At 39.4% G+C, this 26504-nt stretch carries 31 protein-coding genes and 1 tRNA gene; 9 read left to right on the top strand and 23 right to left on the bottom strand.

Annotation, left to right across the window (positions count from 1 at the left end):
* Positions 1-41: 41 nt before the first annotated feature.
* The 7 genes from atpA to BMW38_RS17805 all read right to left on the bottom strand — a co-directional run bounded on the left by atpA (position 42) and on the right by BMW38_RS17805 (position 5409).
* Entirely contained in the window at positions 42-1586 is a 1545-nt protein-coding gene (gene atpA, locus BMW38_RS17835; protein ID WP_005037448.1) for a F0F1 ATP synthase subunit alpha, read from the bottom strand.
* A gap of 46 nt (positions 1587-1632) precedes the next feature.
* A complete protein-coding gene (locus BMW38_RS17830; protein WP_003655534.1) occupies positions 1633-2169 on the bottom strand; it encodes a F0F1 ATP synthase subunit delta in 537 nt (178 codons plus the stop codon).
* A 12-nt stretch (positions 2170-2181) separates the two neighbouring features.
* Positions 2182-2652, bottom strand: a complete 471-nt coding sequence (locus BMW38_RS17825) for a F0F1 ATP synthase subunit B (RefSeq protein WP_003655537.1) — start codon at positions 2650-2652, stop codon at positions 2182-2184.
* Between the two features lie 38 nt (positions 2653-2690).
* Positions 2691-2936: a F0F1 ATP synthase subunit C gene (gene atpE, locus BMW38_RS17820; RefSeq protein ID WP_000424060.1), complete on the bottom strand. Its 246-nt coding sequence runs from the start codon at positions 2934-2936 to the stop codon at positions 2691-2693.
* Between the two features lie 84 nt (positions 2937-3020).
* The gene (gene atpB, locus BMW38_RS17815) at positions 3021-3896 is read right to left on the bottom strand and encodes a F0F1 ATP synthase subunit A (RefSeq protein WP_005037450.1); all 876 of its coding nucleotides are present in this window, start codon (positions 3894-3896) and stop codon (positions 3021-3023) included.
* 104 nt (positions 3897-4000) lie between these two features.
* On the bottom strand, positions 4001-4399 hold the full coding sequence (locus tag BMW38_RS17810; protein ID WP_003655545.1) for an ATP synthase subunit I: 399 nt from the start codon (positions 4397-4399) through the stop codon (positions 4001-4003).
* 170 nt (positions 4400-4569) lie between these two features.
* Complete coding sequence (locus BMW38_RS17805) at positions 4570-5409, bottom strand: metal ABC transporter solute-binding protein, Zn/Mn family (RefSeq protein WP_005037453.1); 840 nt, start codon at positions 5407-5409, stop codon at positions 4570-4572.
* Between the two features lie 127 nt (positions 5410-5536).
* Between BMW38_RS17805 and BMW38_RS17800 the strand changes: the two genes are divergently transcribed.
* The 3 genes from BMW38_RS17800 to znuB are packed head-to-tail and all read left to right on the top strand — an operon-like array spanning position 5537 to position 7608.
* Positions 5537-6034 (top strand): transcriptional repressor, encoded by a 498-nt coding sequence (locus tag BMW38_RS17800; protein WP_003655556.1) that lies wholly within the window; start codon positions 5537-5539, stop codon positions 6032-6034.
* A complete protein-coding gene (gene znuC, locus BMW38_RS17795) occupies positions 6007-6795 on the top strand; it encodes a zinc ABC transporter ATP-binding protein ZnuC (protein ID WP_092710580.1) in 789 nt (262 codons plus the stop codon). The genes BMW38_RS17800 and znuC overlap by 28 nt, the downstream gene beginning before the upstream one ends.
* 3 nt (positions 6796-6798) lie before the next feature.
* Positions 6799-7608, top strand: a complete 810-nt coding sequence (gene znuB / locus BMW38_RS17790; RefSeq protein ID WP_092710577.1) for a zinc ABC transporter permease subunit ZnuB — start codon at positions 6799-6801, stop codon at positions 7606-7608.
* A 1-nt stretch (position 7609) separates the two neighbouring features.
* Here the strand turns inward: znuB and BMW38_RS17785 are convergent, their stop codons facing one another.
* On the bottom strand, positions 7610-8236 hold the full coding sequence (locus BMW38_RS17785) for a LysE family transporter (RefSeq protein ID WP_092710573.1): 627 nt from the start codon (positions 8234-8236) through the stop codon (positions 7610-7612).
* 160 nt (positions 8237-8396) lie between these two features.
* Between BMW38_RS17785 and BMW38_RS17780 the strand changes: the two genes are divergently transcribed.
* Positions 8397-9317, top strand: a complete 921-nt coding sequence (locus BMW38_RS17780; protein ID WP_092710570.1) for a Dyp-type peroxidase — start codon at positions 8397-8399, stop codon at positions 9315-9317.
* 44 nt (positions 9318-9361) lie between these two features.
* Here the strand turns inward: BMW38_RS17780 and BMW38_RS17775 are convergent, their stop codons facing one another.
* Positions 9362-11059, bottom strand: a complete 1698-nt coding sequence (locus tag BMW38_RS17775) for an NAD-dependent malic enzyme (protein ID WP_004640531.1) — start codon at positions 11057-11059, stop codon at positions 9362-9364.
* Positions 11060-11554: 495 nt separating this feature from the next.
* On the opposite strand from BMW38_RS17775, the gene argS reads away from it, so the two are divergent.
* Positions 11555-13345: an arginine--tRNA ligase gene (argS, locus tag BMW38_RS17770; RefSeq protein WP_092710567.1), complete on the top strand. Its 1791-nt coding sequence runs from the start codon at positions 11555-11557 to the stop codon at positions 13343-13345.
* A 156-nt stretch (positions 13346-13501) separates the two neighbouring features.
* Complete coding sequence (locus BMW38_RS17765; RefSeq protein ID WP_003655571.1) at positions 13502-14116, top strand: SPOR domain-containing protein; 615 nt, start codon at positions 13502-13504, stop codon at positions 14114-14116.
* Positions 14117-14155: 39 nt separating this feature from the next.
* Here BMW38_RS17765 and BMW38_RS17760 read toward each other — a convergent pair whose 3' ends face one another.
* The 8 genes from BMW38_RS17760 to guaA all read right to left on the bottom strand — a co-directional run bounded on the left by BMW38_RS17760 (position 14156) and on the right by guaA (position 20395).
* Positions 14156-14824, bottom strand: coding sequence for a glutathione S-transferase (locus tag BMW38_RS17760; protein ID WP_092710564.1), 669 nt, complete (start codon positions 14822-14824; stop codon positions 14156-14158).
* A gap of 113 nt (positions 14825-14937) precedes the next feature.
* Entirely contained in the window at positions 14938-15345 is a 408-nt protein-coding gene (locus tag BMW38_RS17755) for an OsmC family protein (RefSeq protein ID WP_003655574.1), read from the bottom strand.
* The gene (locus BMW38_RS17750) at positions 15342-16289 is read right to left on the bottom strand and encodes a pirin family protein (protein WP_092710562.1); all 948 of its coding nucleotides are present in this window, start codon (positions 16287-16289) and stop codon (positions 15342-15344) included. Before BMW38_RS17750 ends, BMW38_RS17755 begins: the two co-directional genes overlap by 4 nt.
* Before the next feature lie 158 nt (positions 16290-16447).
* Positions 16448-16753: a DUF3861 domain-containing protein gene (locus BMW38_RS17745; RefSeq protein WP_092710559.1), complete on the bottom strand. Its 306-nt coding sequence runs from the start codon at positions 16751-16753 to the stop codon at positions 16448-16450.
* A gap of 22 nt (positions 16754-16775) precedes the next feature.
* Positions 16776-17165 (bottom strand): Fur family transcriptional regulator, encoded by a 390-nt coding sequence (locus BMW38_RS17740; RefSeq protein WP_092710556.1) that lies wholly within the window; start codon positions 17163-17165, stop codon positions 16776-16778.
* A gap of 13 nt (positions 17166-17178) precedes the next feature.
* Positions 17179-17706, bottom strand: a complete 528-nt coding sequence (locus BMW38_RS17735; protein ID WP_092710552.1) for a PadR family transcriptional regulator — start codon at positions 17704-17706, stop codon at positions 17179-17181.
* A 280-nt stretch (positions 17707-17986) separates the two neighbouring features.
* Positions 17987-18496 (bottom strand): DinB family protein, encoded by a 510-nt coding sequence (locus BMW38_RS17730; RefSeq protein WP_092710549.1) that lies wholly within the window; start codon positions 18494-18496, stop codon positions 17987-17989.
* Between the two features lie 330 nt (positions 18497-18826).
* Entirely contained in the window at positions 18827-20395 is a 1569-nt protein-coding gene (gene guaA, locus BMW38_RS17725; protein ID WP_004640513.1) for a glutamine-hydrolyzing GMP synthase, read from the bottom strand.
* Positions 20396-20780: 385 nt separating this feature from the next.
* On the opposite strand from guaA, the gene BMW38_RS17720 reads away from it, so the two are divergent.
* Entirely contained in the window at positions 20781-21998 is a 1218-nt protein-coding gene (locus BMW38_RS17720) for a DUF445 domain-containing protein (RefSeq protein ID WP_170834095.1), read from the top strand.
* Between the two features lie 66 nt (positions 21999-22064).
* Here the strand turns inward: BMW38_RS17720 and BMW38_RS17715 are convergent, their stop codons facing one another.
* Positions 22065-22502, bottom strand: coding sequence for a DoxX family protein (locus BMW38_RS17715; RefSeq protein WP_003655588.1), 438 nt, complete (start codon positions 22500-22502; stop codon positions 22065-22067).
* 194 nt (positions 22503-22696) lie between these two features.
* Between BMW38_RS17715 and BMW38_RS17710 the strand changes: the two genes are divergently transcribed.
* A complete protein-coding gene (locus BMW38_RS17710; protein ID WP_004640509.1) occupies positions 22697-23338 on the top strand; it encodes a DedA family protein in 642 nt (213 codons plus the stop codon).
* A 7-nt stretch (positions 23339-23345) separates the two neighbouring features.
* On the opposite strand, the gene BMW38_RS17705 is transcribed toward BMW38_RS17710, so the two are convergent.
* The 5 genes from BMW38_RS17705 to BMW38_RS17685 form a co-directional block, all read right to left on the bottom strand.
* Entirely contained in the window at positions 23346-23936 is a 591-nt protein-coding gene (locus BMW38_RS17705) for a LysE family translocator (RefSeq protein WP_005037489.1), read from the bottom strand.
* Between the two features lie 214 nt (positions 23937-24150).
* On the bottom strand, positions 24151-24537 hold the full coding sequence (locus tag BMW38_RS17700) for a hypothetical protein (protein ID WP_092710546.1): 387 nt from the start codon (positions 24535-24537) through the stop codon (positions 24151-24153).
* Positions 24538-24547: 10 nt separating this feature from the next.
* Positions 24548-25390, bottom strand: coding sequence for a ParA family protein (locus BMW38_RS17695; protein WP_003655596.1), 843 nt, complete (start codon positions 25388-25390; stop codon positions 24548-24550).
* Between the two features lie 76 nt (positions 25391-25466).
* On the bottom strand, positions 25467-25859 hold the full coding sequence (locus tag BMW38_RS17690; protein WP_092710543.1) for a SirB2 family protein: 393 nt from the start codon (positions 25857-25859) through the stop codon (positions 25467-25469).
* Positions 25860-25870: 11 nt separating this feature from the next.
* Positions 25871-26179, bottom strand: a complete 309-nt coding sequence (locus tag BMW38_RS17685) for a BolA family protein (protein ID WP_004640501.1) — start codon at positions 26177-26179, stop codon at positions 25871-25873.
* A 230-nt stretch (positions 26180-26409) separates the two neighbouring features.
* Here BMW38_RS17685 and BMW38_RS17680 point away from each other — a divergent pair.
* A tRNA-Gly gene (locus BMW38_RS17680) sits at positions 26410-26485 on the top strand.
* Positions 26486-26504 lie beyond the last annotated feature (19 nt).

The following is a 26504-nucleotide window of genomic DNA, read 5'->3' as shown; positions in this document are numbered from 1 at the left end:
CCGAAGGTTGATCCGTGAACCAAACTTAACTAAAACTAAACTTAGTAAGTTTGAGTCGCTTTAAAGCTTTCAATACCTGCTTTGATTGCTGCTTCGATGTCTTTGTTGTAATCACCAGTTTCATCGATTTGTTTCATTAACGGAGCATATTCTGAGCGGAAGTAAGAAATTAACGCAGCATCAAAGTCTACGATTTTCTTCACTTCTACGTCAGCCATATAGCCTTCGTTAGATGCATAAACAGAAACAGCTTGGTCAGCAATTGAGTAAGGAGCATATTGCTTTTGCTTCATTAACTCAGTTACACGTTGACCATGTTCAAGTTGCTTACGAGTTGCTTCGTCAAGGTCAGAAGCGAACTGAGCAAACGCAGCCAATTCACGGTATTGTGCTAAAGCAGTACGGATACCACCAGACAATTTTTTGATGATCTTAGTTTGAGCAGAACCACCAACACGAGATACAGAGATACCCGCGTTCACAGCAGGACGAATACCTGCGTTGAATAATGATGTTTCTAAGAAGATCTGACCGTCAGTAATCGAAATTACGTTCGTTGGTACGAATGCAGATACGTCACCTGCTTGAGTTTCAATAATTGGCAATGCAGTTAAAGAACCAGTTTTACCAGTTACTGCGCCATTAGTGAATTTCTCAACGTAGTCAGCAGATACACGAGAAGCACGTTCAAGAAGACGTGAGTGAAGATAGAATACGTCACCTGGATACGCTTCACGACCTGGTGGACGACGTAAAAGCAATGAAATTTGACGGTAAGCAACAGCTTGCTTAGACAAATCATCATAAATAATAAGAGCGTCTTCACCGCGGTCACGGAAGTATTCACCCATTGTACAGCCAGAGTACGGAGCTAAGTACTGCATTGCAGCAGGATCAGCAGCCGCAGCAGCGACAACAGTTGTATACGCCATAGCGCCAGTTTCTTCTAGCTTACGTACAACGTTTGCAATTGTTGATTGTTTTTGACCAATCGCAACGTATACGCATTTAATGCCAGAATTTTTCTGAGCGATAATCGCATCGATCGCCATCGCTGTTTTACCAGTTTGACGGTCACCAATAATCAACTCACGCTGACCACGACCCACAGGAATCATGGTATCAACTGATTTATAACCAGTTTGAACAGGTTCGTCTACAGACTGACGCCAAATTACGCCTGGTGCTACTTTTTCAACAGCATCAGTTAATTTTGCATCAATTGGGCCTTTACCATCAATTGGGTTACCCAAAGCGTCGACAACACGGCCAAGAAGTTCCGGACCAACTGGAACTTCAAGTACACGACCTGTACAACGAGCTTTTTGACCTTCTTGAAGGCTTAAGTAGTTACCTAAGACAACGGCACCCACTGAATCCTGTTCTAGGTTCAGTGCCATACCAAATAAGCCGCCGTCAAATTCGATCATTTCACCGTACATTGCATCAGCAAGACCGTGAATGCGCACGATACCGTCGGATACCATAACAATGGTACCTTCGTTTTTAGCGGTCGCGCTGGTGTCCAGATCGCTGATACGCTGTTTAATGAGCGCACTGATCTCGGATGGATTCAGTTGTTGCATTGCGCTATTCCTCAATCTTTTAATAGTTCAGTCTTCATCATTTGCATTATGCAAGAAGACGAGTACGCATTTTTTCAAGCTTGTTAAGCGCAGAATCATCTATCACTTGATCGCCTGCACGAATCACAACACCTGCAATAAGCTCAGGTTTAACTTCAACTGAAACAGTTACTGTACTGTTAAAACGCTTTTCTAAAGCAGATTTCAACAATTGCTCTTGCTCAGCAGTTAATGGGAAAGCCGATTCAATCACGACATCCACATTGTTGTTATTCTGTGATTTAAGCTGTTCATATTCTGCTTCAATTTCAGGTAACAACATTAAACGATCGTTATCTGCAAGAAGTGTCAAAAAGTTAGACACTGCTTGAGACTGATCTTCACCTAAAACTTTAGCAAAAAGCTTCACTTGCTCCACAGGAGTAAGTTCAGGGCGATTTAAATAAGCGGAAAATGCTTCGTCTTGCACCGCAGCACTGAGCACTTGTAACGCATTCGACCAATTGTCTGTTGCACCTTGCTCAGAAGCATAAGCAAATGCTGCTTTGGCATACGGACGTGCCAACGTCAAGAGTTCAGCCATGATTCGCCTCTCTTAAAGTTTAGCAGCCAGCTGAGACAGCATGGCATTATGAGCTTCTGCGTCAACTTGCTGGTTCAGGATTTTTTCTGCGCCAGTTACTGCCAAAGCAGCTACTTGTTGACGTAATTCTTCGCGAGCAGAATTGATTTCTTGATCAACAGCTTCTTTAGCCTGTTGACGAATACGCTCACCTTCAGCCGCAGCTTGAGTACGAGATTCTTCGATCAATTGTGCTGCACGACGGTTCGCTTGTTCGATCAATTGAGCCGCTTGTGCTTTAGCTGCATCAAGCTCTTGCTTTACTTGCGATTGTGCATCGGCAAGCTCAGCTTTCGCTTTTTCTGCTGCATTTAAGCCATCAGCAATTTTACGCTGACGCTCACTAATCGCATTGATTAGTGGTGGCCAAACAAACTTCATGCAGAATGCAACAAAGAATGCAAACGCAATCGCTTGACCAATCAATGTGAGGTTGATATTCATTGCAATTCCTCAAATAGTGGATTTAGGAATTAAGATGATTAACCTACAAATGGATTAGCGAAGATGAAGAACAAGCCAATACCAACACCGATCATAGGCACAGCATCAAGAAGACCCGCGATTAAGAACATACGAGTTTGAAGTTGTGGAGCCAATTCTGGTTGACGAGCAACAGCTTCTAGAAAGCGACCACCCAAAAGACCAAAACCAATCGCAGTACCTAAAGCACCGAAAGCGATCAAGATAGCAGATGCAATTGCAACTAGACCTAAAGTGAGTTCCATGAAAAATTCCTCAGAGGTTAGGTTATTACCAAATTAAATTAAAAAAATTCAGCCCAACCATCGTTTGATAGTTAGGCAATACCATTAATGTTTTTCGCTTGCCATGCTCAAGTAAACGATGGTAAGCATCATAAAGATGAATGCCTGCAACGTGATTACAAGAATGTGGAAGATCGCCCAAGGCACAGATAACGCCCATTGAATCCAGAACGGCAATAAAGCAATTAGGATAAAGATCAGCTCACCTGCATACATGTTACCGAATAGTCGGAGAGCTAATGAAATCGGACGAGCAAGGAATGTTACCAATTCCAAAATCAAGTTCACTGGAATAAGCAACGCTTTTGCAACTGGATTACTTGGGTTAAATGGGTTAAGTGCCAACTCGCCAACGAAACCACTAACACCCTTTTCGCGGATGCTGTAGAACAAGATAAGTACAAATACAGATAAAGACATACCTAAAGTAATGTTTGGATCTGTAGATGGAACGATCTTGAAGTAAACGTGGTGAGGGTTCATACCAAATACGTTTGCACCCACAAATGCTGCAACTTGAGGAATCCAGTCAACTGGGAACAAGTCCATTAAGTTCATGAGGAAAATCCACACGAAAATAGTTAATGCAAGCGGAGCGATTAAACGTGATTTGCCATGAAAGGTGTCACGGACACTTGAGTCAACAAACTCAATGATCATTTCAATTGCAGACTGGAATTTAGTTGGAACACCTGCATTTGCAGCTTTCGCAACCATCCAGAATAACAGACAGAAAATAACACCAAGGCCAATTGACCAACCCATTGAATCCAAGTGAATTGCAGTGAACCCCATCGAATGAGCTTCTTCAGCAGTCTCAGCCAATTTCCATGTACCGTCTGGCATTTTGCCATAGGTCATATTGGTCAAGTGATGCTTGATATACTCTGTCGAAGTGAGGGCATGTTCTTCAGCAGCCATAAATCACACCTGGTCAATGTCAATTACTAAAAAGAAGGGTTACGAACATCGGCGTACTGTCGATATCTCGCCACCCTCCAAAAAATCTTCAATTCTTCTTGTTTCTATACCCGTTTTTCTAGACGTGACACCCAAAATGGAGCGACCCACGACATTGCCTGAACGAGAATAAAACCAAACAGCAATGCTAACGGTGATAAAGGTTTAACATTGCTCAAAATCAAAATAAATCCAACGATCATGATTGCAAATTTGCCTAACATGCCCCTATACATGTTAGACAGCACTTGTTTTGATGCTCTCGCACCTGCTGTTCTGAAGGATTGCCATGAGAAATAACTCATAGCAAGCCAGCAAACCAGTGCACCAAGTGCCGCACTTAATGCTGCTGTCATGTCTTTTATGCTCCACGCCACGAGGGCGGAAACAGGGATCATACATGCTTGTAAGAAGACCAAAGCTTTTGCTAATCGTCGGTCAATCAAGCGACTAGTTCGGCTCATTATTTATCCACTCACAGCATAAATGCTTGACAAGTTTAGCTGATGATCGCTTTTAATCGCAGGCATTATAGAGTTACACCCCTGAACATGCAATCTTTTCCCGACTTTAGTCGGGGTTTTTCATGACCGGTGGTGCTGACGCTACAGTCAGCCTTTGTTTATTTTTTATCTTACTTTTGCGTACTTAATACACATTTATCTGTTTTTATAGCCAGTTTCTTCCATGCAGTGACGAAATCATCCTCGTTATTCATGCTCTCGTCTACTGGTTGAAAAGTAATGTTACCTAATTTTTGATACTGACTTTTAGTGGTAAAACTTTCTGCGAGCAAACACATCTGATTTTTCGGTCGATTATCATTAAGATACTTAATTTGAGCTGCAGTTGGTGCAACATGCGGATCATCCGTCAAAGCGCCTGCGAACTTTAAATTTAAAGAGCGCTCTAAATATTGATAGGCATCATGATATGACCAATAGGGCTTACCATTACTTGTACTATCGTAAACTTGTGCAGCCTGAAACATCTTACGGGCAAACATATTGGCATTATTCCAATATTTAGCCTTATTTTCAGGATGCTGCTGAGAACGTAAAGCAGCAATAAAGAAACCGATTCGAACTGCGTTGTTTGGTTCTAACCACACATGGGTGTCTACTGTATTAGGTAAAGCCACGCCGCGTGTACTACGCAAGGGTAAAACAGAAACTATGCCACTATCTAATAAGGCAATCGCTTTCTTATTATTACCTAACAATTTATTTAGAGGTGCTTCATGAGCCTTACCCAACCAAATCACTAAAGATGCATCATTAATTGCTTTACGGTGAGCCGGAGTCAACTGTACGTCATGGCCTGTCTGACCTTTAAGCAAAAGCTGAGGTTCTTCAACACCCTGAGTGATTTCTTTTGCAATCAGATAAATCGGGTGTGTAGAAACCACCAAACCCTGACTCCACCCTAACGTACTCAAAAGCGAGAACATACTGAAAACAAAAAAACGGAACATGCTAGACCATCAATTTAAATTAGCTCGAAGCATGTTATAATATAACAAAGTTACAAAAATACCTAAGATTAATCGAATGAAGCATCGCTTCATGCTAATATTCCGTTAAAAATTCGAGGTTATTTCTATGAGTTCCTGCTCGCATGAACATCATGATTCTTTGCATGGTGTGCATGATCACCATAATGTCGCAAACCGTTTAGCTGAAGCAGAAAATTTATGTTCTGCGACTGGCGCACGACTTACGCCTTTGCGCAAAGAAGTTTTGGAACTCATTTTAAATGCTTCGGGCCCAATGGGTGCATATGATTTACTCGCACGTATAAAAAGTCAAACTGATCGCCCCGCTGCTCCTCCAACTGTATATAGAACTTTAGATTTTTTATTAGAAAAAGGTTTGATCCATCGCCTAACTTCTATTAATGCCTATATTCCCTGTTGCCACCCTCGTGAAGGTCATCAAGCAGCATTCTTGATTTGTACCGAATGCCACATGGTTAAAGAAGCCTCTTCTCAAGGTTTAACTCATCAGCTTGACCAACTTGCAGCGTCAGATGAGTTCGTGGCTCAACATAGCATTATTGAAATCTCGGGGAAATGCCAACAGTGCCGCACAACTCCTTAAATCCCGTATTAATTCAGCTTGAGCAGGTTTCTGTTCATCGCGATGATCGGGATATTTTAAAAAAAGTTGATTTTGCTCTACATCAAAATGAAATTGTGTCTTTGATTGGTCCCAATGGTGCAGGTAAATCAACACTTATTAAAGTTCTACTCGGTATTCTCCAGCCGAGTGGTGGCCGTGTTATCCATCATAAAAAGCTTAAAATGGCTTATGTGCCACAAAAGTTCAATCCTTCACACAGCCTACCTTTGCGTGTTCAGGATTTACTTGATTTAGAGAAATGCAACCCTGCCCTGCGTCAGGAAATTATTCAAGACACAGGCATTTCCAAGTTACAACAATCAAAAGTACAACAACTTTCTGGTGGAGAGCGCCAACGGGTACTACTAGCGCGTGCCTTACTTCGCCAGCCAGATATTTTAGTTCTTGATGAACCGATGCAAGGCTTAGATATTCAGTCTGAGGCTGAACTTTATGAGTATGTCCGCAGTTTGCCGGAAAGATATGGCTGTGCAATTTTAATTGTTTCCCATGACTTACAATGGGTGATGGAAGGAACGCACCGTGTAGTGTGTTTAAATAAACATATTTGCTGTAGTGGATTACCCGAGAACATTCAACAACATCCTGAATATCAGGCTATATTTGGAACTCAACGGGTTTTCTATCAACATCATCATGATCACTGTGCTCACGGTGATGCTGCACACCCCTGCCCTCATAATGACCGCCCCCACATCCACCCAGAACCGGAAGTTTAAGCCATGATGGAATGGTTACAATTATTGTTACCCGCATGGATTATGGGAACCTTGCTGGTGTTTTTGACCGCACCTCTTGGTTGTCTAATGCTTTGGAGACGGATGTCTTTTTTTGCTGACACCATGGCACATGGCACCCTACTTGGGGTCGCTATCGCAGGTGCTTTAAGTCTTCCTCTTTGGCTTGGTGTTGCAGGCACTGCGGTTTTACTGGTCGCAATTTTATGGGCGCTACATGACAATCGCTTACCCAATGATGCTCTCTTAGCTTTATGCTCAGCGACATTACTGTGTAGTGGTTTATTGTTTATTCAACATGTACCAAGTTTAAGACCAGAGCTGTTAAGTTATTTATTTGGTGATTTGCTGAGTATTGACTGGCCTGACTTACCGGTTTTCACTTTAGTTATTGCGATATCACTCGTAATTCTTTACCGCTTTTGGCAGCCGCAAATACAGTTTGCAATTGATCCAGACATTGCAGTCAGTGAAGGGGTAAATGCGAACTGGCAACGTCTTATTTTTATGCTTTTATTGGCTTTATTTACTGTCTTAGCTTTGCGTGCTGTAGGTTCTTTACTTATGGGTGCATTACTCGTAATACCTGCTTTAAGCGCTCGCTTACTGGCAAACTCACCAAAGCAAATGGTTATTTGGGCTTTTGTATTAGCCCAAGTTGGGGTTAGTGTTGGATTATGGTCAAGTGCAGCACTGAATATCTCTACAGGCTTGAGTATTGTTTTATGCATGGCGTTAACTTTCGCCATTATTTTTATAACTCAAAAGCTAAAAAATCAAACGCAGGCGGCCTAAATTAGGACGCCTGATGAACTGTACTTAATAATAAAGCCGCACAACTAAACATAACAGCAAAACCCCGATTCAAATATTTTTGCTGTTTAGGGGAACGAAGTAATCTTAAAACCTTTGATGCTAACCCTGTGTATCCAGCCATGACAACCAAATCAATACTAATCATAGTCACAGTCATAATCAGATACTGTATCCATTGAGGCTTACTCAAATCTAAAAACTGCGGTAAAACAGCTAATAGAAATACAATCGCTTTGGGATTACTAATATTGACCACAAAGCCATTTAGCAATAGCGCAAATACAGATTTATCTCTTTTTTCTTGTTGAATCTCTATATCTTTTACAGGTGCTGTCCATTGCAAATAAGCAAGGTATAACAAATAAATCACACCAAACCATTTCACAAACTGAAAAGCCAAAGGTGTCGTTGCAAATAGAACCCCAACACCCGCTGCCACCACCATAATTTGAAGTAGCAAAGCAATTTGTAAACCGATTGCATTCCAATAACCATGTCTAAAGCCATAGTTTAAGCCACTCGACATTGAAGCAATTGCTCCCGCACCTGGTGAGATACTAATTACCCAACAGGCCAACATATAAGCAAACCAAACTTGCAAAGACATAATAGAAATAGAGAGTATAAAAGTGGAATTATACTGTTTTATAAAACTATCTTGATGAGAATTCAAACAATAAAATCAAGAAATAGACTACTAACAGCTCTGCGCATCAGGCACAATAATTAAAACTCATATCAAATTATAATCGAGGAGATTCCTTCCAATGAGTGCTCAATCTGTCATTTTGCCGTTGCCATCAGACCATGCACGCTTTATTGTTCTTCGCTTAAAAGACTTAACTATTGATGAATTAAAAAACCAACTTAGTGCTTTATTTGAAGCACGTGACCGCCTTATTACCCAACATTCAGATGCTCAAATTAAAACAGCAGTTGCTTTTGGTCCTGAATTATGGGAACAGCTATATTCGCAAACTCCTGTAGGTTTTAAGCAGCTTGAGCCTGAACAAGGCGCATTCAATATGCCCGTTGTGCCAGCTGATGTTCTCATTCATATCGCCAGCATGCGCTCTGATATTTGTTTTGCCTTGAGCCAAGCATTTTTTGAAGGTATTCAAGATAAAGTTGAGGTTCTTGATGAGCGTGTATGCTTCCGTTATTTCGATGGCCGAGATATGACTGGCTTCATAGACGGAACCGAAAATCCTCAATTTCCAGACGACCGAGCTGAGACAGCGCTCTTACCAGAAAGCGCTGGGGTATTTGCAGATGGCAGTTTCATTTTCGCGCAGCGCTATGCCCATGATTTAGAAAAGTGGAAAAAATTGAAAGTTGATGCGCAAGAAAATGTTATGGGCCGCACAAAACTTGAATCTATTGAATTAGATGATGACGTTAAACCAGAAAACGCCCATGTTGCCCGTACTGTTGTTGAAGATGATGAAGGCGAAGAAATGGAAATTTTACGTCATAGTCTACCTTATGGAGATGGTAGAGGTGATCAAGGTTTATTTTTCATTGCCTATACTAAAGATCTCACCATTATTGACGCCATGTTAAAGCGCATGTTCGGTACAAGTGGAGATGGTATCCACGACCGCTTATTGCACTTTGTGACCCCACTTGATGGTGCTTATTATTTTGCACCTAGTGAAGAGTTGCTAGAAGAAATTCTAGAAGACTAAAATAAAAAAGAGGAGCTTAAGCTCCTCTTTTTACATTCTCACTCTTAGAAAGGAATACGCTTATATTTGCGGTATTCAGGTTTCCAGAACGACTGATCAATTTTCTGTTTCAACAAATCATCACTAATTGTTACAGCGACACCATCAGCCATAGCAGCTTTTGCAACTTCGAACGCAATAACTTTAGAAACTTGTTGAATCTCACCCAATGGCGGTAATAAATCAGCTTGTGGATCTTTAAGCAATGGAGAGCAATTTGCTAAAGCACTACTTGATGCCATTAACATATTTTCTGTAACACGCTTAGCACCAGATGCCACCACACCTAAACCAATGCCCGGGAAAATGTACGAGTTATTACACTGCGAAATATTGTAAAGTTTGCCGTGATGATTCACAGGAGCAAACGGACTACCTGTTGCAATTAATGCTTTACCTTCAGTCCACTCCACAATATCAGCAGGTACAGCTTCAACACGTGAAGTCGGATTAGATAATGGCATTACAATTGGTCGTTCACAATTTGCCGCCAAAGTCCTAATGATTTCTTCTGTGAACAAGCCAGGCTGTCCAGAAACACCAATTAACACTGTAGGCTTAGCATTTTTAACAACATCGAGGAGTGAAATGACTTCTTCGATATTGCCCCACTGATCAACCACCTCAGCTTTTTGTGCTAACTTACGCTGAAAGTCGAGCAAGTTTGGTTGATTCTCAGTGATCAAACCAAAACGGTCTACCATATAAACGCGAGCACGCGCTTCTGCATCGGTTAAACCTTCTGCAATCATTTGTGCAACAATTTGTTCTGCAATACCACAACCTGCCGAACCCGCACCTAAAAACGCAATTTTTTGATCTTTTAATTGCTTGCCTGCGGCACGACTTGCAGCAATCAAGCTACCTACAGATACCGCTGCTGTTCCTTGAATATCATCATTAAAACAGCAAATTTTATCACGATATTTTTCTAAAAGTGGCATCGCATTTTTTTGTGCGAAATCTTCAAACTGAATTAATGCTTTTGGCCAACGACGCTTCACAGCTTCAATCACCATATCTACAAATGCGTAATATTCATCGCCACTAATACGCGGCTGACGCCACCCCATATAGATCGGATCATTTAACAATTGTGGATTATTCGTACCAACATCAATTGTAATTGGCAATGTATAGGCTGGGCTAATACCACCACAAGCTGTGTAAAGCGAAAGTTTCCCAATCGGGATTCCCATTCCACCAATACCTTGGTCACCAAGACCTAAAATACGTTCACCATCCGTAATCACGATAACTTTTACATTGTTTTTATTTACGTTTTGCAAAATATCATCAATCACATCACGATCTGGATATGAAATGAAGATACCACGGTGACGACGATAGATATCAGAGAAACGCTGACATGCCTCACCCACGGTTGGGGTATAAATAATCGGCATCATTTCTTCGAGATGATTTTCGATTAAATGATAGAACAAGGTTTCGTTGGTATCTTGGATATTACGCAAATAGATATGTCGATTAATATCATCAGTGAAAGCGCAATATTGCTGATAAGAGCGCTGGCTTTGCTCTTCAATAGTTTCAATAATATGGGGGAGTAAACCGTGTAAGTTAAAGTTACTTCTTTCTTCTTCAGTGAAAGCCGAACCTTTATTTAAAAGTGGTAACTCTAAAAGTGTAAAACCTGCATATGGGATATAAAGGGGATGTTTACTTGGGTGTCCTGATATCATTGCCTATCTCATTTTCCAGCTTAGAGTAGAGAAAAACACGTTTTGTATGGTCTCTAAAACTCTTTGTGCGTATAAGCTTAAGCCTAATTCGTTCAAAATAGATATTTTAAACTGTGATGTTAAAATTGAAGACTATTTAGTTAAAACATGTTTAAAAATAATTAATAAATATCAAAGCTTTAATAATTTTATATTTTTAAAAATTCTTTTATTTATCTAATTTCAAAAGCTTTTAATATATATTTTTACTTACATAGCCATTTTTATAAGAAATAATGGTGAGATTAAAAGCTAATCTACTTTTTAAAACTTCTTAGAAGGCTTGTATTTGTTTGTTTTTAGAATAGTGAAGTGATTCACCTTGCAACATTCATTTAAAAAATAATCCTCAGTAAATTGCACAAAAAGAATTACTGGAATATCAAATCCACTCCCCTAACTCATAGGAAATTTGCTATATTTGACGTTTTTCTGCGACATCTATTTTCGATTGATATGAATACGGCAATACAAGCAGCTCTCGACCATGCAGTGCAAACTCTTCAACAAGAAGGGGTGCTTCCTTCCGACTGGAATAACACAAGCAACTTAACACGCACCAAAGACCGAAGCCATGGCGACTTTGCTTCTAATATTGCCATGATCGGCTCGAAAGCTGCTGGTATGAAACCACGTGATTTAGCTGAGAAAGTTCTAGCTGCATTACCAGAAGTTGCGGATATCAGCAAAGCTGAAATCGCAGGTCCTGGTTTTATTAACTTCTTTTTAAATGCAGACCAACGCTTTGCTATTCTTGACCAGATTCAAGCACAAAAAGAATTTTTTGGTCGTAGTCAGGCAAATGCAGCGAAAAAGATCCAAGTCGAATTCGTTTCTGCAAACCCAACGTCTAGTCTACATGTAGGTCATGGCCGTGGTGCTGCATATGGTATGACTGTTGCCAAATTACTTGAAGCAACGGGTGCTAAAGTTGACCGCGAATACTATGTGAATGATGCTGGCCGTCAAATGGATATTTTGGCGACATCTACTTATTTACGTTATTTAGAATTACTAGGTCAAAACCTTGTATTCCCTAAAAACGCTTATCAAGGCGATTACGTTAAAGAAATAGCACAGACTATTATTGTTAAAGATGGCGACGCATACCTTCGTGAAGTAGCTGATGTCTATAAAGATGTGCCAGAAGACGTGCAATATGCAGAAGAACTAGATAGCGACGGCAATAAAGTCGTTTTATCTGGCGACAAAGAAAAACATATTGATGGTCTTATTGCCAACTCTCAACAATTACTAGGTGAAGGCTACCGCGTATTCCACCAAGCTGCTCTTCATGCCATTTTAGATGACATTAAAGATGACCTTGCTGACTTTGGTGTAACGTTCAACCAATGGTTTAGTGAAGCATCTCTTAGCGCCAAAATTGACGAAGCTTTAGAAACACTTGATCAACGTGGCTTCCTTTATGAAAAAGATGGCAACATCTGGTTTAAATCGACCGAATTTGGCGATGAAAAAGACCGTGTTGTTAAACGTCGTAATGGTCAAACCACCTACTTTGCATCAGACATTGCTTACCACTTAAATAAATTACAACGTGGGTATACTGACCTGATTGATATTTGGGGCTCTGATCACCACGGCTATATTTCTCGCGTAAAAGCGGCAATCGATGCAATGGGTTACGACTCTAAAAAATTGACTGTGCTTTTGGTTCAGTTTGTAAGTTTATGGCGTGGCGGAGAGATGGTTCAAATGTCATCTCGTTCAGGTCAGTTCGTGACTTTACGTGACTTACGTAAAGAAGTGGGCAACGACGCGGCTCGTTTCTACTACGTGATGCGTAAGAGTGAACAACACATTGACTTCGACCTTGACCTTGCTGTGTCACAAAGTAAAGACAATGCTGTGTACTATATTCAATATGCACATGCACGTATTTGCCGTATGTTAGAAAAAGCGTTAAGCACAGGCTTACAATTCGATGTAAATGCCGCACGTACACATGCTACTCGCCTATCTCTTGATGCTGAAACTGAGATTCTTGCTAAACTGGCAGCTTATCCAGATGCAGTGTTGCGTGCTGCAAATGCATATGAACCACATCAGGTGGGTAACTACTTAAAAGAATTAGCTGCCTTGTTCCACGCTTGGTACAATGAACATAAAGTATTAGGCGATGATGCTGAGCTTACACAAGCACGTTTATTGCTTTCAATCAATGTACAACAAGTGTTGCATAATGGTTTAGAATTACTTGGTGTATCTGCACCAGACTCTATGTAAAAATTATATTGCATGGCAGTAACATAAAGGTCATGCAACATATAGTAAGCAGTGGTTTGTAGAGTTAAAATAGCTTATACAAGCCACTGTTTTTAGCATCGTAATACGAGAATCAAACTCGAATTAAAACAATCAAAATACAGAGGAATAATCCACGTGTTTGGCAAAACGCAACGCGGTGTATCTGAAAGACCTAACAAGCCTAAAAAGCCCCTAATTCCCAAATGGTTAGGGACACTTGTCGCTATTTTGGCGGTCTTATGTATCGCTGTAATGCTTATGCTTTGGAAACCTTGGCAACCTGTTCCCGCAAAAAATCAGATTACTTCTGAACATTATCAAGAAGAAGATACCAATAAAGACTATCGTTTCTATGATCTATTACCCCAACAGCAAGTAACTCCTATTCCGGAACAAGCGATTCCTGAAAGCAAAAATCAAGGCACAGCCATGATTGTTGAGGCACCAAGTGCAACTCAACCAGCTGCTTCAGAAAGTGCAGGAATTGATACGAATCCATCAGCCACCGCTCCTCAGCAACCTACTTATATTTTACAGGTTCGCAGCTATAATGACCCAGATCAAGCTGATGCTCGCCGTGCAGAAATCATTTTAAATGGCTTATCTGCAGATGTAGTTAAGAGTACTGAAAATGGGCAAATATGGTACCGTGTTATTTCAGGACCTTATGACACCCAAGATGCTGCATTGGCTGCTCAACAGACTTTACAACACAGCGGCATTGACTCCATCGTGATCAAACGAAAGTAAAGTGAAAATAAAAAGGAACAAATAATTGTTCCTTTTCTTTTAAATATCAGCACAATTGCTTTCATTAGAACCAATTCCCTTTTTTTTCGCTTTTTGAAACGCTACCCTGCGCCGAATACGATGTAAAAAAGCCTGAATATTAGGGTATTTCCCTTGTAAGCGTGATTGCAAAGCTTCTAAAGGAAAACTCATTTGAATATCAGCAAATGAAAAATCACCTGCGAAATATTCATGCTCTGCCAAATAGTTTTCTAAAAAACTAATATGATCTTTCATACGTGGGCGGACAAAATTTGCCTTCACCCCTTCCGTGATTTTTTTTGCTACTGGTTGAATTAACCACGGCACATGCTTATTTACACTATTCATGACCAAAGTCATGACTAAGAGTGGCATGAGTGAGCCTTCTGCATAGTGCATCCAATAAATATACTGCTGTAAATTTTGAGCTTGCGTAGGTTTAAATTGTTGATTCTGATCATAACGTTGCTGTAGATATTCCAAGATCACAGCAGATTCTGCGATGACTTGCTCATCATCTGTCAGAATTGGAGCTTTACCTAAAGGATGAATACATTTCAATGTTTCTGGAGCTGAATAGTTAGGTAGGCGCTGATAATAATGAATATCATAATCTAAGCCTAATTCTTCTAAAGCCCATAAAATTCGAAACGATCGCGAACATTCCAGGTGGTGTAAACTAATCATGTTATCGCCTGCTTTTATTTTTCTTTTTTACATAAAAAACAGCATGTGAACATGCTGTTTTATTCCATTTGTGGGATGGATATAAAATCATCCACCTCCACAAAATAGCATTTTTACACTGTAACAAGCACAGTATGAATGTCTAAACTACGTAACAAAGTTTTAGTGACCGGAGTTTTACTGCATACCACTAAGATTTTTTGTTGGAGCTCTTCATCTGGTAAGTCTTTAAAAACAATACGACGTTCAATATGCTCTTCATGCTCTCTATTGGTATGAAAATCAATTTCAACCGAGAACTCACCAAAATCATAACCTTTGTGCTTTGCATACATTCTTAAAGTAATGAGTGTACAGGCTGCCAAACTTCCAGTAAGCAAATCATAAGGCGCTGGGCCTTGATCTTGACCTTCTAGCTTTTCAGGCTCATCACAAAAATACTGATGGCGACCACTGGTAATTTCACCCTTCCATTGCTCAGCAAGGGGCTTTGCTTTACTACTTGCGATTACTGCTGTCATTTTGATGCTCTCATTTGATCTGGAAGAACAGGAGCTTCTAAGCGTGCGCCAACATAATCTGGAATTTCACCAAAACGCGCATCGTGATTAACCCATTGCTCACGAGCTTCTTTTAAATCATCCATTGTACGCGCAACAAAATTCCACCAGAGCAAAATTGGCGTTTCAAACGGTTCACCACCAATTAAAAGAACACGATTGCCTTTTTTTACTTCAATCTCAATTTCACTTAGTCCAGTATCCAAAACAACCATGTTGTCAGCAGTTAACTCATGGCCATTCACATGGGCAATACCTTCTAATGCCATAAAACCATATTCATAATTAGGATTTAATGGAATACGGGTTTTGGTATCTTCGGCAGCAATTAAGTCGACGCCAACTAAAGGCGTATGTACCACTACTGGAGAAGTAGTTGCCAGATATTCGCCTACAAGAACAGTAAATTCTAGACCGTCCTTTTCAACAACAGGCAACTCAGGGTAATGTTCAAATTTCGGATCCATACTGCGCTTATGGTCAGGCAAAGCAATCCAGAGCTGAGCAGCGTGCATTTGAGTTTCAGTATCAGGTGCAACTTCTGTATGTGAAATGCCGTGACCTGCCGTCATTAAGTTCACTTGCTTAGGACGAATAAGTTGTTTTGAACCTAAACTATCGGTATGCATCATGGTCCCTTCAATCATCCAAGTGAAGGTTTGCAAACCAATATGAGGATGAGGGCCAACATCTAAACCATCACCCGCAGGAAAAGACACTGGGCCTGCATGATCTAGAAAACACCACGCACCAATCATTCGCTTTTGTCTGCTAGGCAAAGCCCGCTTAATCACTGTCCCCTGTCCAATTTCAGCAGAGCGAATTGGAAATTCCTGAATAAACTGATTGGCAAATTTTTCACAATCCTTTGAATCAGAAATATCGTAATCATTATTATTGCTCATGATATTACTCTCTTTTACCTATGCTTTTGCAATGAGTTGTTGTACTAATCTTAACAATACACTCATTATTCAATATAGTCTTTTAGTAATACACAGGGTGTTATGAATGAGACAATCCATTTTTAATTATAGAAAAATCAAGGCTGCATGAAACATGTTTAAGATGATTGATCTTTAACGATCTGTTTTAGGTTTTTCATGAATTGACCAAATTGTGGGAAAAACTCTTGAAATAGAGGGTGGTCTCGATTTTCCAACATAACTTCACTAAAAAGTTTTAGCCCAACACCAAAAGATTTTGTAGTTTGATCATCAAAAAAACCTGCTTTTTTTAAGCGCTCCACAATTTCAAAGATATCGTCATGATTACCCGCATAAAACTCAAGACGCTCGGTATATGTAGAGGCCTCTCCTTTTGCATTCTTTAAGTGTTGCACAGTGACATGATATTGATGTTGTTTCATATATAAATTCTCTATTAAAAATTTAATGACTATGGATGATTTCGACCTGTTTAAGATCGATTTGAAATTGTGTAAATACTGACTGTAAAGATGCTAAAAATTGTTCTTGTTTAGCAGCTGTTAGATCTGTACAACGAATTTGCAATAATTGATTATTCTCGACTGTTGGTAAGTTAAATTTAGCTTCATCTCGTTGTGGCTGACGATTTGAAATTAAACCCGCTCCCGCTAAGTCGTTCACTACCCGATAAACTGTGGCTAAACTTAATTTCTGTTTTTGGGCATATAACTTCTGGTAAATCTGTTTGACAGTTAGATCTTCTGCTTGCTGTTGAATTAAAGACAAAACAGCAAGTCTTGGATGAGTGACTTTTAGGCCCGTTTCTTTGATTTTATGCTGTAGCTCTAACATTTCTATTTCCAACTTATAATCGCCCAATCGAAACCGCAGCTTGATCAATTTTTTCAGCAATTTGATAAATCTGCTCTTGCTGCAAACTCGCCGAGTTCAACTTCAAACGTAAGGCTGTTTTTAGGTTTTCCATCGCACGGTGAATTTCAATTAATTCATCATTACTGTGAATTTCACGTCTAAGTCGTAATTTTTCTAATAGCTCAGTCAGCTTGTCTTGTTGTTCGGCTAAGTAAGCTTTACCAAATTCTGTGATTTGATATTGCTTACGTTCTACGTCTAACAAAGTAATGAAATTCATTTCTTCCAGACTAGTTAAAGTTGGGTAAATGGTACCTGCACTTGGTGTATAGCCATCGCCCACCAAATCACTTATTTCTTTAATAATTTCATAGCCATGCTTTGGACTTTGCTGAATGAGATAAAGTACTAAAAGTTTCATTCTGCCCGCTTCAAAAAGTCTCCCCCGTCGCCCTGAACGGTGATGACCACCATGATGTTCGTGGTGTTCAGCATGATGATGTTCTGATTGTTGTTTCATCAGTAAAGATTCCCTAATATGCTTAATTTATATTTATTAAGATATATCTTAATATATCTTTTATCAACTATAAGTAATAAGTTCAGATCTATTGTTTTGATATATATTAAAATTTAAGTAATAAAAAAGAGTGCTTAAGCACTCTTTCTACTGGCAATACGTCACAAATATATTTATCAAACAACTAAATTATTTCGAATGCCGCCTTTGTGTTTTTCAAAGTCCTAATAAATATCTACCTTTTATTAATAGATAAATTTTAAATTTAGATAAACATAAATTAAATGTGATGATTTTCTTCGATTAGCATATATACCAAATCAAGTTCAGGACAATCATATCCCATTGAGGTCAGAGCTGCTGTGACTTGCCCTCTGTGATGAGTTCCATGATTAAAAACATGTAATAGTGTTTCAGCATATGGCAGGCTCATCTCTTTACCAGTAGATGTTTTGTACTGCAGATCGTATTTAAATTTTTCAATATCAACACATTTTAAAAAATTTATCCAATTACCAACCTTATCCTCTAACTGAAATATCAACTTGTCTTTATCATTCTCTATGATGGTATTTAGCTTTAATATCGGTGAAGGTTTAGCTAAAAAACGAGGAAACCAAAGATAGTGTTCGCCAACAAGTAAATGATTTAAAGTTCCGGCGATACTTTTGAAATAAAGTCCACAATCAGCATTGAAGTCGTCATTAGAAACATTCCTCAAAACCTGATTTAATTTTTGAGTAGACCAAACGTTGTATCGAGCTAATAATTCAAACGTTTTTAAATCCATTTATAAAGAACCGGTTATTAATTTGTCTAAAATTAACATAACACGGCTTATAAGAAATGAAGTTAACGTCTTTAGCAAAAAATCAAATATTTAAAACTTTCACTTCATTGTAAAACAGCAAAAAGCCGACTTTTCCAAGTCGGCTTTTTATTAATCCATTCTAGAAATACCACACTGCCGTAGGCATCTTGCACTTCACTTAAAACAATGTTTTAAGTTCGTTCATGGCATAAATTTAGCTAAAAGCTACTGCTTTTAGAAAACCCTCTGCCGCGAGCATAGCTCTTGGCGTAAAATCGGCAAAATGCATTGCATTTTGAAACTCCGATTTTACTCCCATTCAATCGTGGCTGGTGGTTTAGATGACACGTCGTATACAACACGTGATACATCTTTAATTTCATTCATAATACGCGTTGAGATTTTATCAACCAATTCGTATGGTAAATGTGCAAAACGAGCTGTCATAAAGTCAACTGTTTCAACTGCGCGAAGTGCAATAACCCATGCATAACGACGACCATCACCTACTACACCAACTGACTTAACAGGTTGGAACACAGCAAATGCTTGAGCTGTTTTGTCATACCAACCGCTGTCGCGAAGCTCTTGCATAAAGATGTCATCAGCAAGACGAAGAATATCTGCATATTCCTTTTTCACTTCACCCAAAATACGAACACCTAAGCCTGGGCCTGGGAATGGGTGACGGTAAATCATGCTGTGTGGCAAGCCAAGTGTTGTACCTAATTTACGTACTTCATCTTTAAACAAGTCACGTAAAGGCTCAACCAATTCAAATTCTAAATCGTCTGGTAAACCACCCACATTGTGGTGAGATTTAATAACGTGTGCTTTACCTTGTTTGCTTGCAGCAGATTCGATCACGTCTGGATAAATCGTACCTTGTGCCAAGAATTTCACGCCATCAAGTTTACGTGCTTCTTCAGCAAAAACTTCAATAAACTCACGACCAATGATTTTACGTTTTTTCTCTGGATCAACTTCACCAGCTAATGCAGTTAAGAAACGCTCTTCAGCATCTGCACGAATTACACGGATACCCATGTTTTCAGCAAACATTTGCATTACTTGATCGCCTTCGTTTAAACGAAGTAAACCGTTATCAACAAATACACATGTTAACTGGTCGCCAATTGCTTTGTGTAAAAGCGCAGCAACTACAGATGAGTCAACACCACCAGAAAGACCTAAAAGAACTTTTTCATCACCAATTTGCTTACGCAACTGTTCTACACGTAAATCAATGATGTGTTCAGGTGTCCAAAGGCCACCACATCCACAAATTTTATGAACAAAATTTGCAAGTAATTCTTCACCTTTTGCTGTGTGCGTTACTTCTGGGTGGAATTGCACACCATAGAAACGGCGTGTTTCGTCACTTACAGCAGCAACTGGACAACTTGGCGTGCTTGCAGTAATGCTAAAACCTTCTGGAATCTGGCTCACTTTGTCGCCATGACTCATCCAGACATGAAGTTGGTCTTCACGGTCTTGTAGGTTGCCAATCAGTTGGTCGCGTTTAACGATATCAACTTCGGCATAACCAAATTCATGTACAGTACCCGGCTCAACTTTACCGCCTAACTGTTCAGACATGGTTTGCAAACCATAGCAAATACCCAATACTGGAACACCCAACTCAAACACCACTTGCGGTGCACGTGGGCTACCTTCTTCATGCACACTCTCAGGTCCACCTGACAAAATAATGCCATTTGGCTTAAAAGCGCGAATGTCTTCTTCAGACATATCAAAAGCATACATTTCAGAGTAAACACCGGCTTCACGTACACGACGTGCAATGAGCTGGCTATATTGAGAGCCGAAATCCAGAATCAGGATACGATCTTCAGTAATTTGAGTATTGGTAGTCATGACAAACCACTAAATGGCAAAAGAATTAAGCGCGCCATTTTAACATTTTTCACGCTTCGGCGCACCGCAAATCATCATATATCTTATTTTTTTCATTTCTGAATCATTTCTATAGCTAGATTCTCTGACATAAATCAATATTTACTTATATTTATCAATAATCTGAGTTAATCTTAAAAACTTCATACGTATTGATAAATTCATCACATTCTATGCAGCATCACCATGAATTTGATGTTAAGATGACCCGATAAAACAGGCATTACCATGGAAAGGTAAATACCATAAGCGATATTTGTCTGTGTTTAAACAATTATCCATTTTTATGGCTTGTTGCCCCCTATCAAAATCAATAGAAATCCAAGGAACAACAATGCTTCAAACTATGATTGCAGATTTCCAGCAACATTTTTGGTTGTATATCTCTATTCCTTTTATGAGTGGTTTAATTGGCTACATCACCAAAGTGATTGCCATTCAGATGATGTTTTCGCCACTTGAATTTAAAGGCATTAAACCATTTCTAGGTTGGCAAGGCATCGTGCCACGCAAAGCCGAGAAAATGGCAACAATCGCTGTTGAACTGATGACAGCCAAGCTCATTAAACCTGAAGAAATTTTTGCTCGCCTAGATCCAAAACGTATTGCTAAAGAAATAGAAAAACCATTGCTGGCCGCAGCTGAAGATATTACCCGTGACGTTGCGCAAGAATATCAGCCTGGGTTATGGGAAGGCATGCCAGAGTTTGCGCGCCAAAGACTGATTCGTCGTGTGCAATCAAAAGCACCCGAGATTGTTGAACATATCATGGGTGAAGTACAACGTGATGTGAACCGATATTTTGATATTAAACATCTGGTTATTAGCAACTTGCTTAAAGACAAACGCCTACTCAACAACATTTTTAAACGAGTAGGAAAACAAGAATTTAAATTTTTCAGTAATGTCGGATTTTTCTTCGGTTTTGGTATTGGTGTGATCCAAATGTTTTGCTGGATCGTCACGCAAGGAAAATACCCGTGGATGCTTCCAATGTTTGGCGGCTTTGTGGGTTTTTTCAGTGACTGGATTGCACTGCAAATGATGTTTAGACCTCTTTATCCTAAAAAAATATTTGGTTATACATGGCAAGGTTTATTTATCAAACGTCAAAATGAAGTTGCAGCCGACTATGCTGCGCTCATTTCTAAACAGCTTCTGACTTCACGTCATATGATGGAAGAATTATTTTCTGGTACACATTCTGATCGTGTTATTGATCTGGTTAACCGTCATGTAAAACAAGAAATTGATATGCAAGCTGGTGTTATTCGCCCATTGGTTGTATATGCAATTGGCGGAGAAAAATATCAGAATATGAAATCGCAAGTTGCTGAACGCATTATGCAACGGCTTCCAGAGACGATGAAATATGTAGAGTCTTATGCAGAAGATGCCATGAATATTCGTAGTACTTTAATTGAACGCATGCAGAAATTAACGCCTTCTGAATTTGAAGGCATGTTACGCCCTGCGTTCAAAGAAGATGAATGGGCACTCATTGCAGTTGGTGCAGTACTTGGTTTTGTTGTTGGGGAATTACAAATCCAGTTCATGCTCTAATTTTTAAATCATAGAAATAAAAAAACCGGATGAATTGATCATCCGGTTTTTATTTTGTCTTGAATATTATTTTTCAATTGCATGATCCAGACTAATACGACCAGCACCATGAAGCATCAAGAAGAATAAGCCACCCGCCATTGCAAGGTTTTTCATAAAGTGAATGCCATTATTGTATTGCGCCGCTGCATCAGCACCGCCTTGGTGGAATAAAAAAGCAGTAAGAATACTAAAGATCCCCAGCCCAAAAGCCGCAAAACGTGCTTGAAAACCAAATAACAAGGCTAAACCACCACCGAACTCAACCAAGATAACTAAAGGAAGAATTCCAGCTGGAACCCCCATTGCTTCCATATATCCAGCAGTTGCTGCATAACCGGTAATTTTCCCCCAACCAGCAACAAGGAAGATATAGGCAATAAGAAGACGCGCAACGAGGCTAATGAAACTGTCTGCGCCTGATTGCGTTACGATATTTTTGACCACTACATTTGGATTAAACATATTGCCACCTTTATTTAAATGCTTATTTATTGATGAGCTCATTCTAGGTTTGGGACATTGATAATTAAATACTCAAAATTCATATATATCGTTGCATAAACGAGATGATCAATTTGTATTTTTTTGATGTTTTATACTGACTTTCTATAGGCTCACTGCTAGGATTTGAGCACGGTTTACCACTTACTCTTATCATGGAACTTCTTGATTTTATTCTACACGTTGATCAACATCTCGCCGAATTTATTATAAATTATGGGACGTGGATTTATGGCATTCTATTTTTAATTATTTTTGTTGAAACCGGTTTAGTGGTTATGCCGTTCTTGCCGGGAGATAGTTTGCTATTCGCGGCAGGTGCTTTAGCAGCATCTACAGGTGCGATGGATCCATGGGTACTGGGCACTCTACTCTTCATTGCCGCTGTTTTAGGTGACACGGTCAACTACCATATTGGACGTTTTATCGGTCCACGTGTGTTTGAAATGAACTCTCGATTCATTAATAAACAGCACTTAGTTAAAACTCAAGAATTCTTTGCTCGTCATGGCGGCAAAACCATTATCTTTGCTCGTTTCATACCATTTGCCCGTACCTTTGCACCTTTTGTTGCTGGGGCTGGTAGCATGAACTATAAGTTTTTCCTAACTTATAACATTATTGGCGCATTCTGTTGGGTCGCTTCTTTTGTAACTTTAGGCTACTTATTTGGAAATATGCCAATCGTTAAAGATAATTTTACCCATCTTATTTTTGGCATCATTATTATTAGCGTTTTACCAGGCATCATCGCATTTATACGTGAAAAACTAAAAAATCGAAAAACCAACGTTTGAGATTAATTTAGAAAAACCGGAATACTACTGGAAGCATACATAAAATAAGTAACATGGCCGATCCTTTATATAAATGATCGGCTTTTATTTTTTTGATTGGACCCGTTAACAATGCGCGTCCAAAAATCATCCAGAAACTTGCAGCCGGAATTAGGATTAATGTAAAAATCCCAAACACTATGAGAAAATTTTCAGGCGAATTCCATGCTTCAGCAGGAAAGATCCCCGCTGCAAACAACAAAGCTTTAGGGTTTTTTAAGGTAGATAAGAATAATTGACGAGGCCGAATATTACGGTGGCTTTGACTGAACTGTTGTAAGTGAGTGTTTTTCCATAAGTGAAAAGCAAGCCAGAATACATAGAATACACTCGTAATATGCAAAATGAGCAACAATGCTGGCCAGATTGGAGCAGCTAAATGAATAAATACAGCCCAAAAGCTAATCCCGTAGGCATAGCCTAACCATTCCATTGGAATAAGCCAGAATGCTTTAGATAAACCTTGAGAATGAGCAGCGGTTGCAAGTAAAGCATTTGTCGGACCCGGAATAAGCAACACAGCCAACATTGCCAATACAAAAAACCAACTCTCAATCATAAAATTTCCACAACATCCAAGATGGGGCCACCTTAAACGAAATAGGCAAAATATAGCAAGTTGATGAGGGCTTTTGATTATAGAAAATATAGAATTTATTAAGTTTAAAAATTTGAAATGTATTGATTTATATTCATTTTATTATGAAACATTTTGCTAAACTTTATTCATCACAATATGCCTTAATTAGCATATTGTGATGCGAAATTGGCTATTAATTGGCCTTTTTTCGAACAATAATCGGACAGTTTTTGAATTGAGCAGCCTGAACTATTGCTTCTTGCTGACCTAAAACACGTGAAAGTTCAGTATTTTTCGTTGAAGAAGATTGTCCCATATTTACAGAGATGGATGGACCGAATCCCCAACCGCCTCGTCCCCAGCCACCGCCGAGTCCAAGTCCAACCCCCATACCGGTACTTTTCGGAGTTTGGACACCATTATCGATATATTGTTGAATACGGTTATATTCACTTTGTAGCTGTTGGCAGCCCAAAGATTGATATTGTGTCGGAGACACGTAAGTCGGTTTTACCGTCGTCGCACAAGCGCCTAGTAATAAAGTGGCTGCCACCAAAGGCGCAATATATAAGCCTTTCATCATTTTTCTCTTATCGTTTTGGCTCAATTTCACCAAACAATGTCTCATAAGCTTGAGTCAATTTATGTTCTGGTGCCAAATGAGCCAAAGGTAAATTTTTCTGATGCGATTCTTTCATTAAAACCGAAGGCGGTAACATGCTATTTAATACAGGCAACCCTTCATCTTTCAACTGCTGAACCACTTCCCGAGGTAATTTTGCTTGAGCTTGAAATTGGTTGACGACAATTCCTTCAATTTCCAAGCGATCATTATGATCATCTTGCGTTTCGAGAACATTTTCAATCAATGTTTGTAACGCGCGCTTTGAAAAGACATCACAATCGAAGGGAATTAAGACTTTATCTGCTGCTATCAGTGCTGACAAAGTAAAAAAGTTAAATGCAGGTGGTGTATCTATATAGATACGATCATATCGTCCAATTAAGTTTTGAATTGAATCACGTAATTTATAAATTTTATGTTTACTTTCAAGTGCATGCTCAAGGGCACCAAGTGTTGGGCTGGCAGGAAGCACGTCTAATTTTGCAAAAGGAGTTGAGTGTACAAAGCTATCAATATCTTTATTTCGCGGGGCTTTTAAAATCGAACCTAACGCATTACCGATTAAACCCTTTTGTTGATTGTTTCCCAACACATCATCAAAGAAATTTTCGATATTTGGTTCTATAATTGATTTTTCAGCAGAATAAGTTGCGTCATCCCCTAAAAGGTACTGACTAGAGTTGGCTTGAGGATCAAGATCAATAACCAATGTCCTTAAGCCATGCTTGGCACTAATTGCGGCCAAATTTACAGTAATACTTGATTTCCCTACACCGCCTTTTTGGTTAAACACCACACGAGTTAACATGTTTCCCTCTGCATATTTTTTTACTGTACGCAGTTTAACCTAGAGCTTAAGCAAAAAGGCAAAGAATGTAGAACAATTAAGTAAAAACAGGCTTCACAATCACTAAAATAATAATAGCAATAAATGCGATAGCGCTAATCATTAAACCCGCCCTACGTTGCGCTAATAAAAGAGTGTCATCTTTTTTAAAGGCTTTCATAAGGGAAGATAATAAGACTAAAAATAGAATAATTTTAGCGTAAAACCACGGCTGTACCTGAAAGTCTTTCATGACCAATAAAATTGCGCCAGTAATGAAAACTACGGTAAATGATAGATGTTGTAAGGCAACTAATATTTTACGTCCCGCCGGATTTGGTTGTTCGCCTTGCACGCCTACAAACAGAGTTGAAGCGCGTAATACAAAAACCATAAGGGCGCCAGCCACCGCGGTCATGTGAATAATTTTAGTGAGTAAATGTGCATCCATGAAATTAGCCCTTAACTTTTAGGTGCATGAGCACATTCTGGGCTAGCGGGTGCCTGACCTTGCCACTCACTTGGTAAATAAGCATGAATTGCTAAAGCATGAATTTGCCCTGGATTCATTAAGTCTGAAGCTAAGGCATAAACTTTTTGATGACGTTGGACCAAACGTAATCCATTAAATTCATCGCTCACTACAATCACTTTAAAATGTGATTCTTTACCCGGGAAATAACCACCATGTCCGGCAGACTCATTGATAACTTCCAAATGGCTGGGTGCAAGGGTTTGTAACCGTTCAATCAATTGTTGTTCAAGGCTCATAGCTTTTCCTTTTACGATTATTCGTATATTTGAACCTAGTATACCCTGTCTGCACACAAACAAAAGTTGCTCTTGTACGCTTTGGCTTCAAACAAAATGTCTATTTATTCGGCAACTTAACGAGGAAAATACATCTAATTACCCATTTCTGTTTTTATTTTATGCAATCAGCATATTTATTTGCATAAAGTTGTTGACCCATGTTTCGCTTAATGTATTATAAGCGGCACGCGGGAATAGCTCAGTTGGTAGAGCATAACCTTGCCAAGGTTGGGGTCGCGAGTTCGAGTCTCGTTTCCCGCTCCAAATTGGTTTTTTTTGAGAA

It is taken from the genome of Acinetobacter sp. yr461, assembly GCF_900110445.1.
Classification (GTDB): domain Bacteria; phylum Pseudomonadota; class Gammaproteobacteria; order Pseudomonadales; family Moraxellaceae; genus Acinetobacter; species Acinetobacter calcoaceticus.
This window is presented reverse-complemented; position numbering and strand designations above follow the sequence as displayed.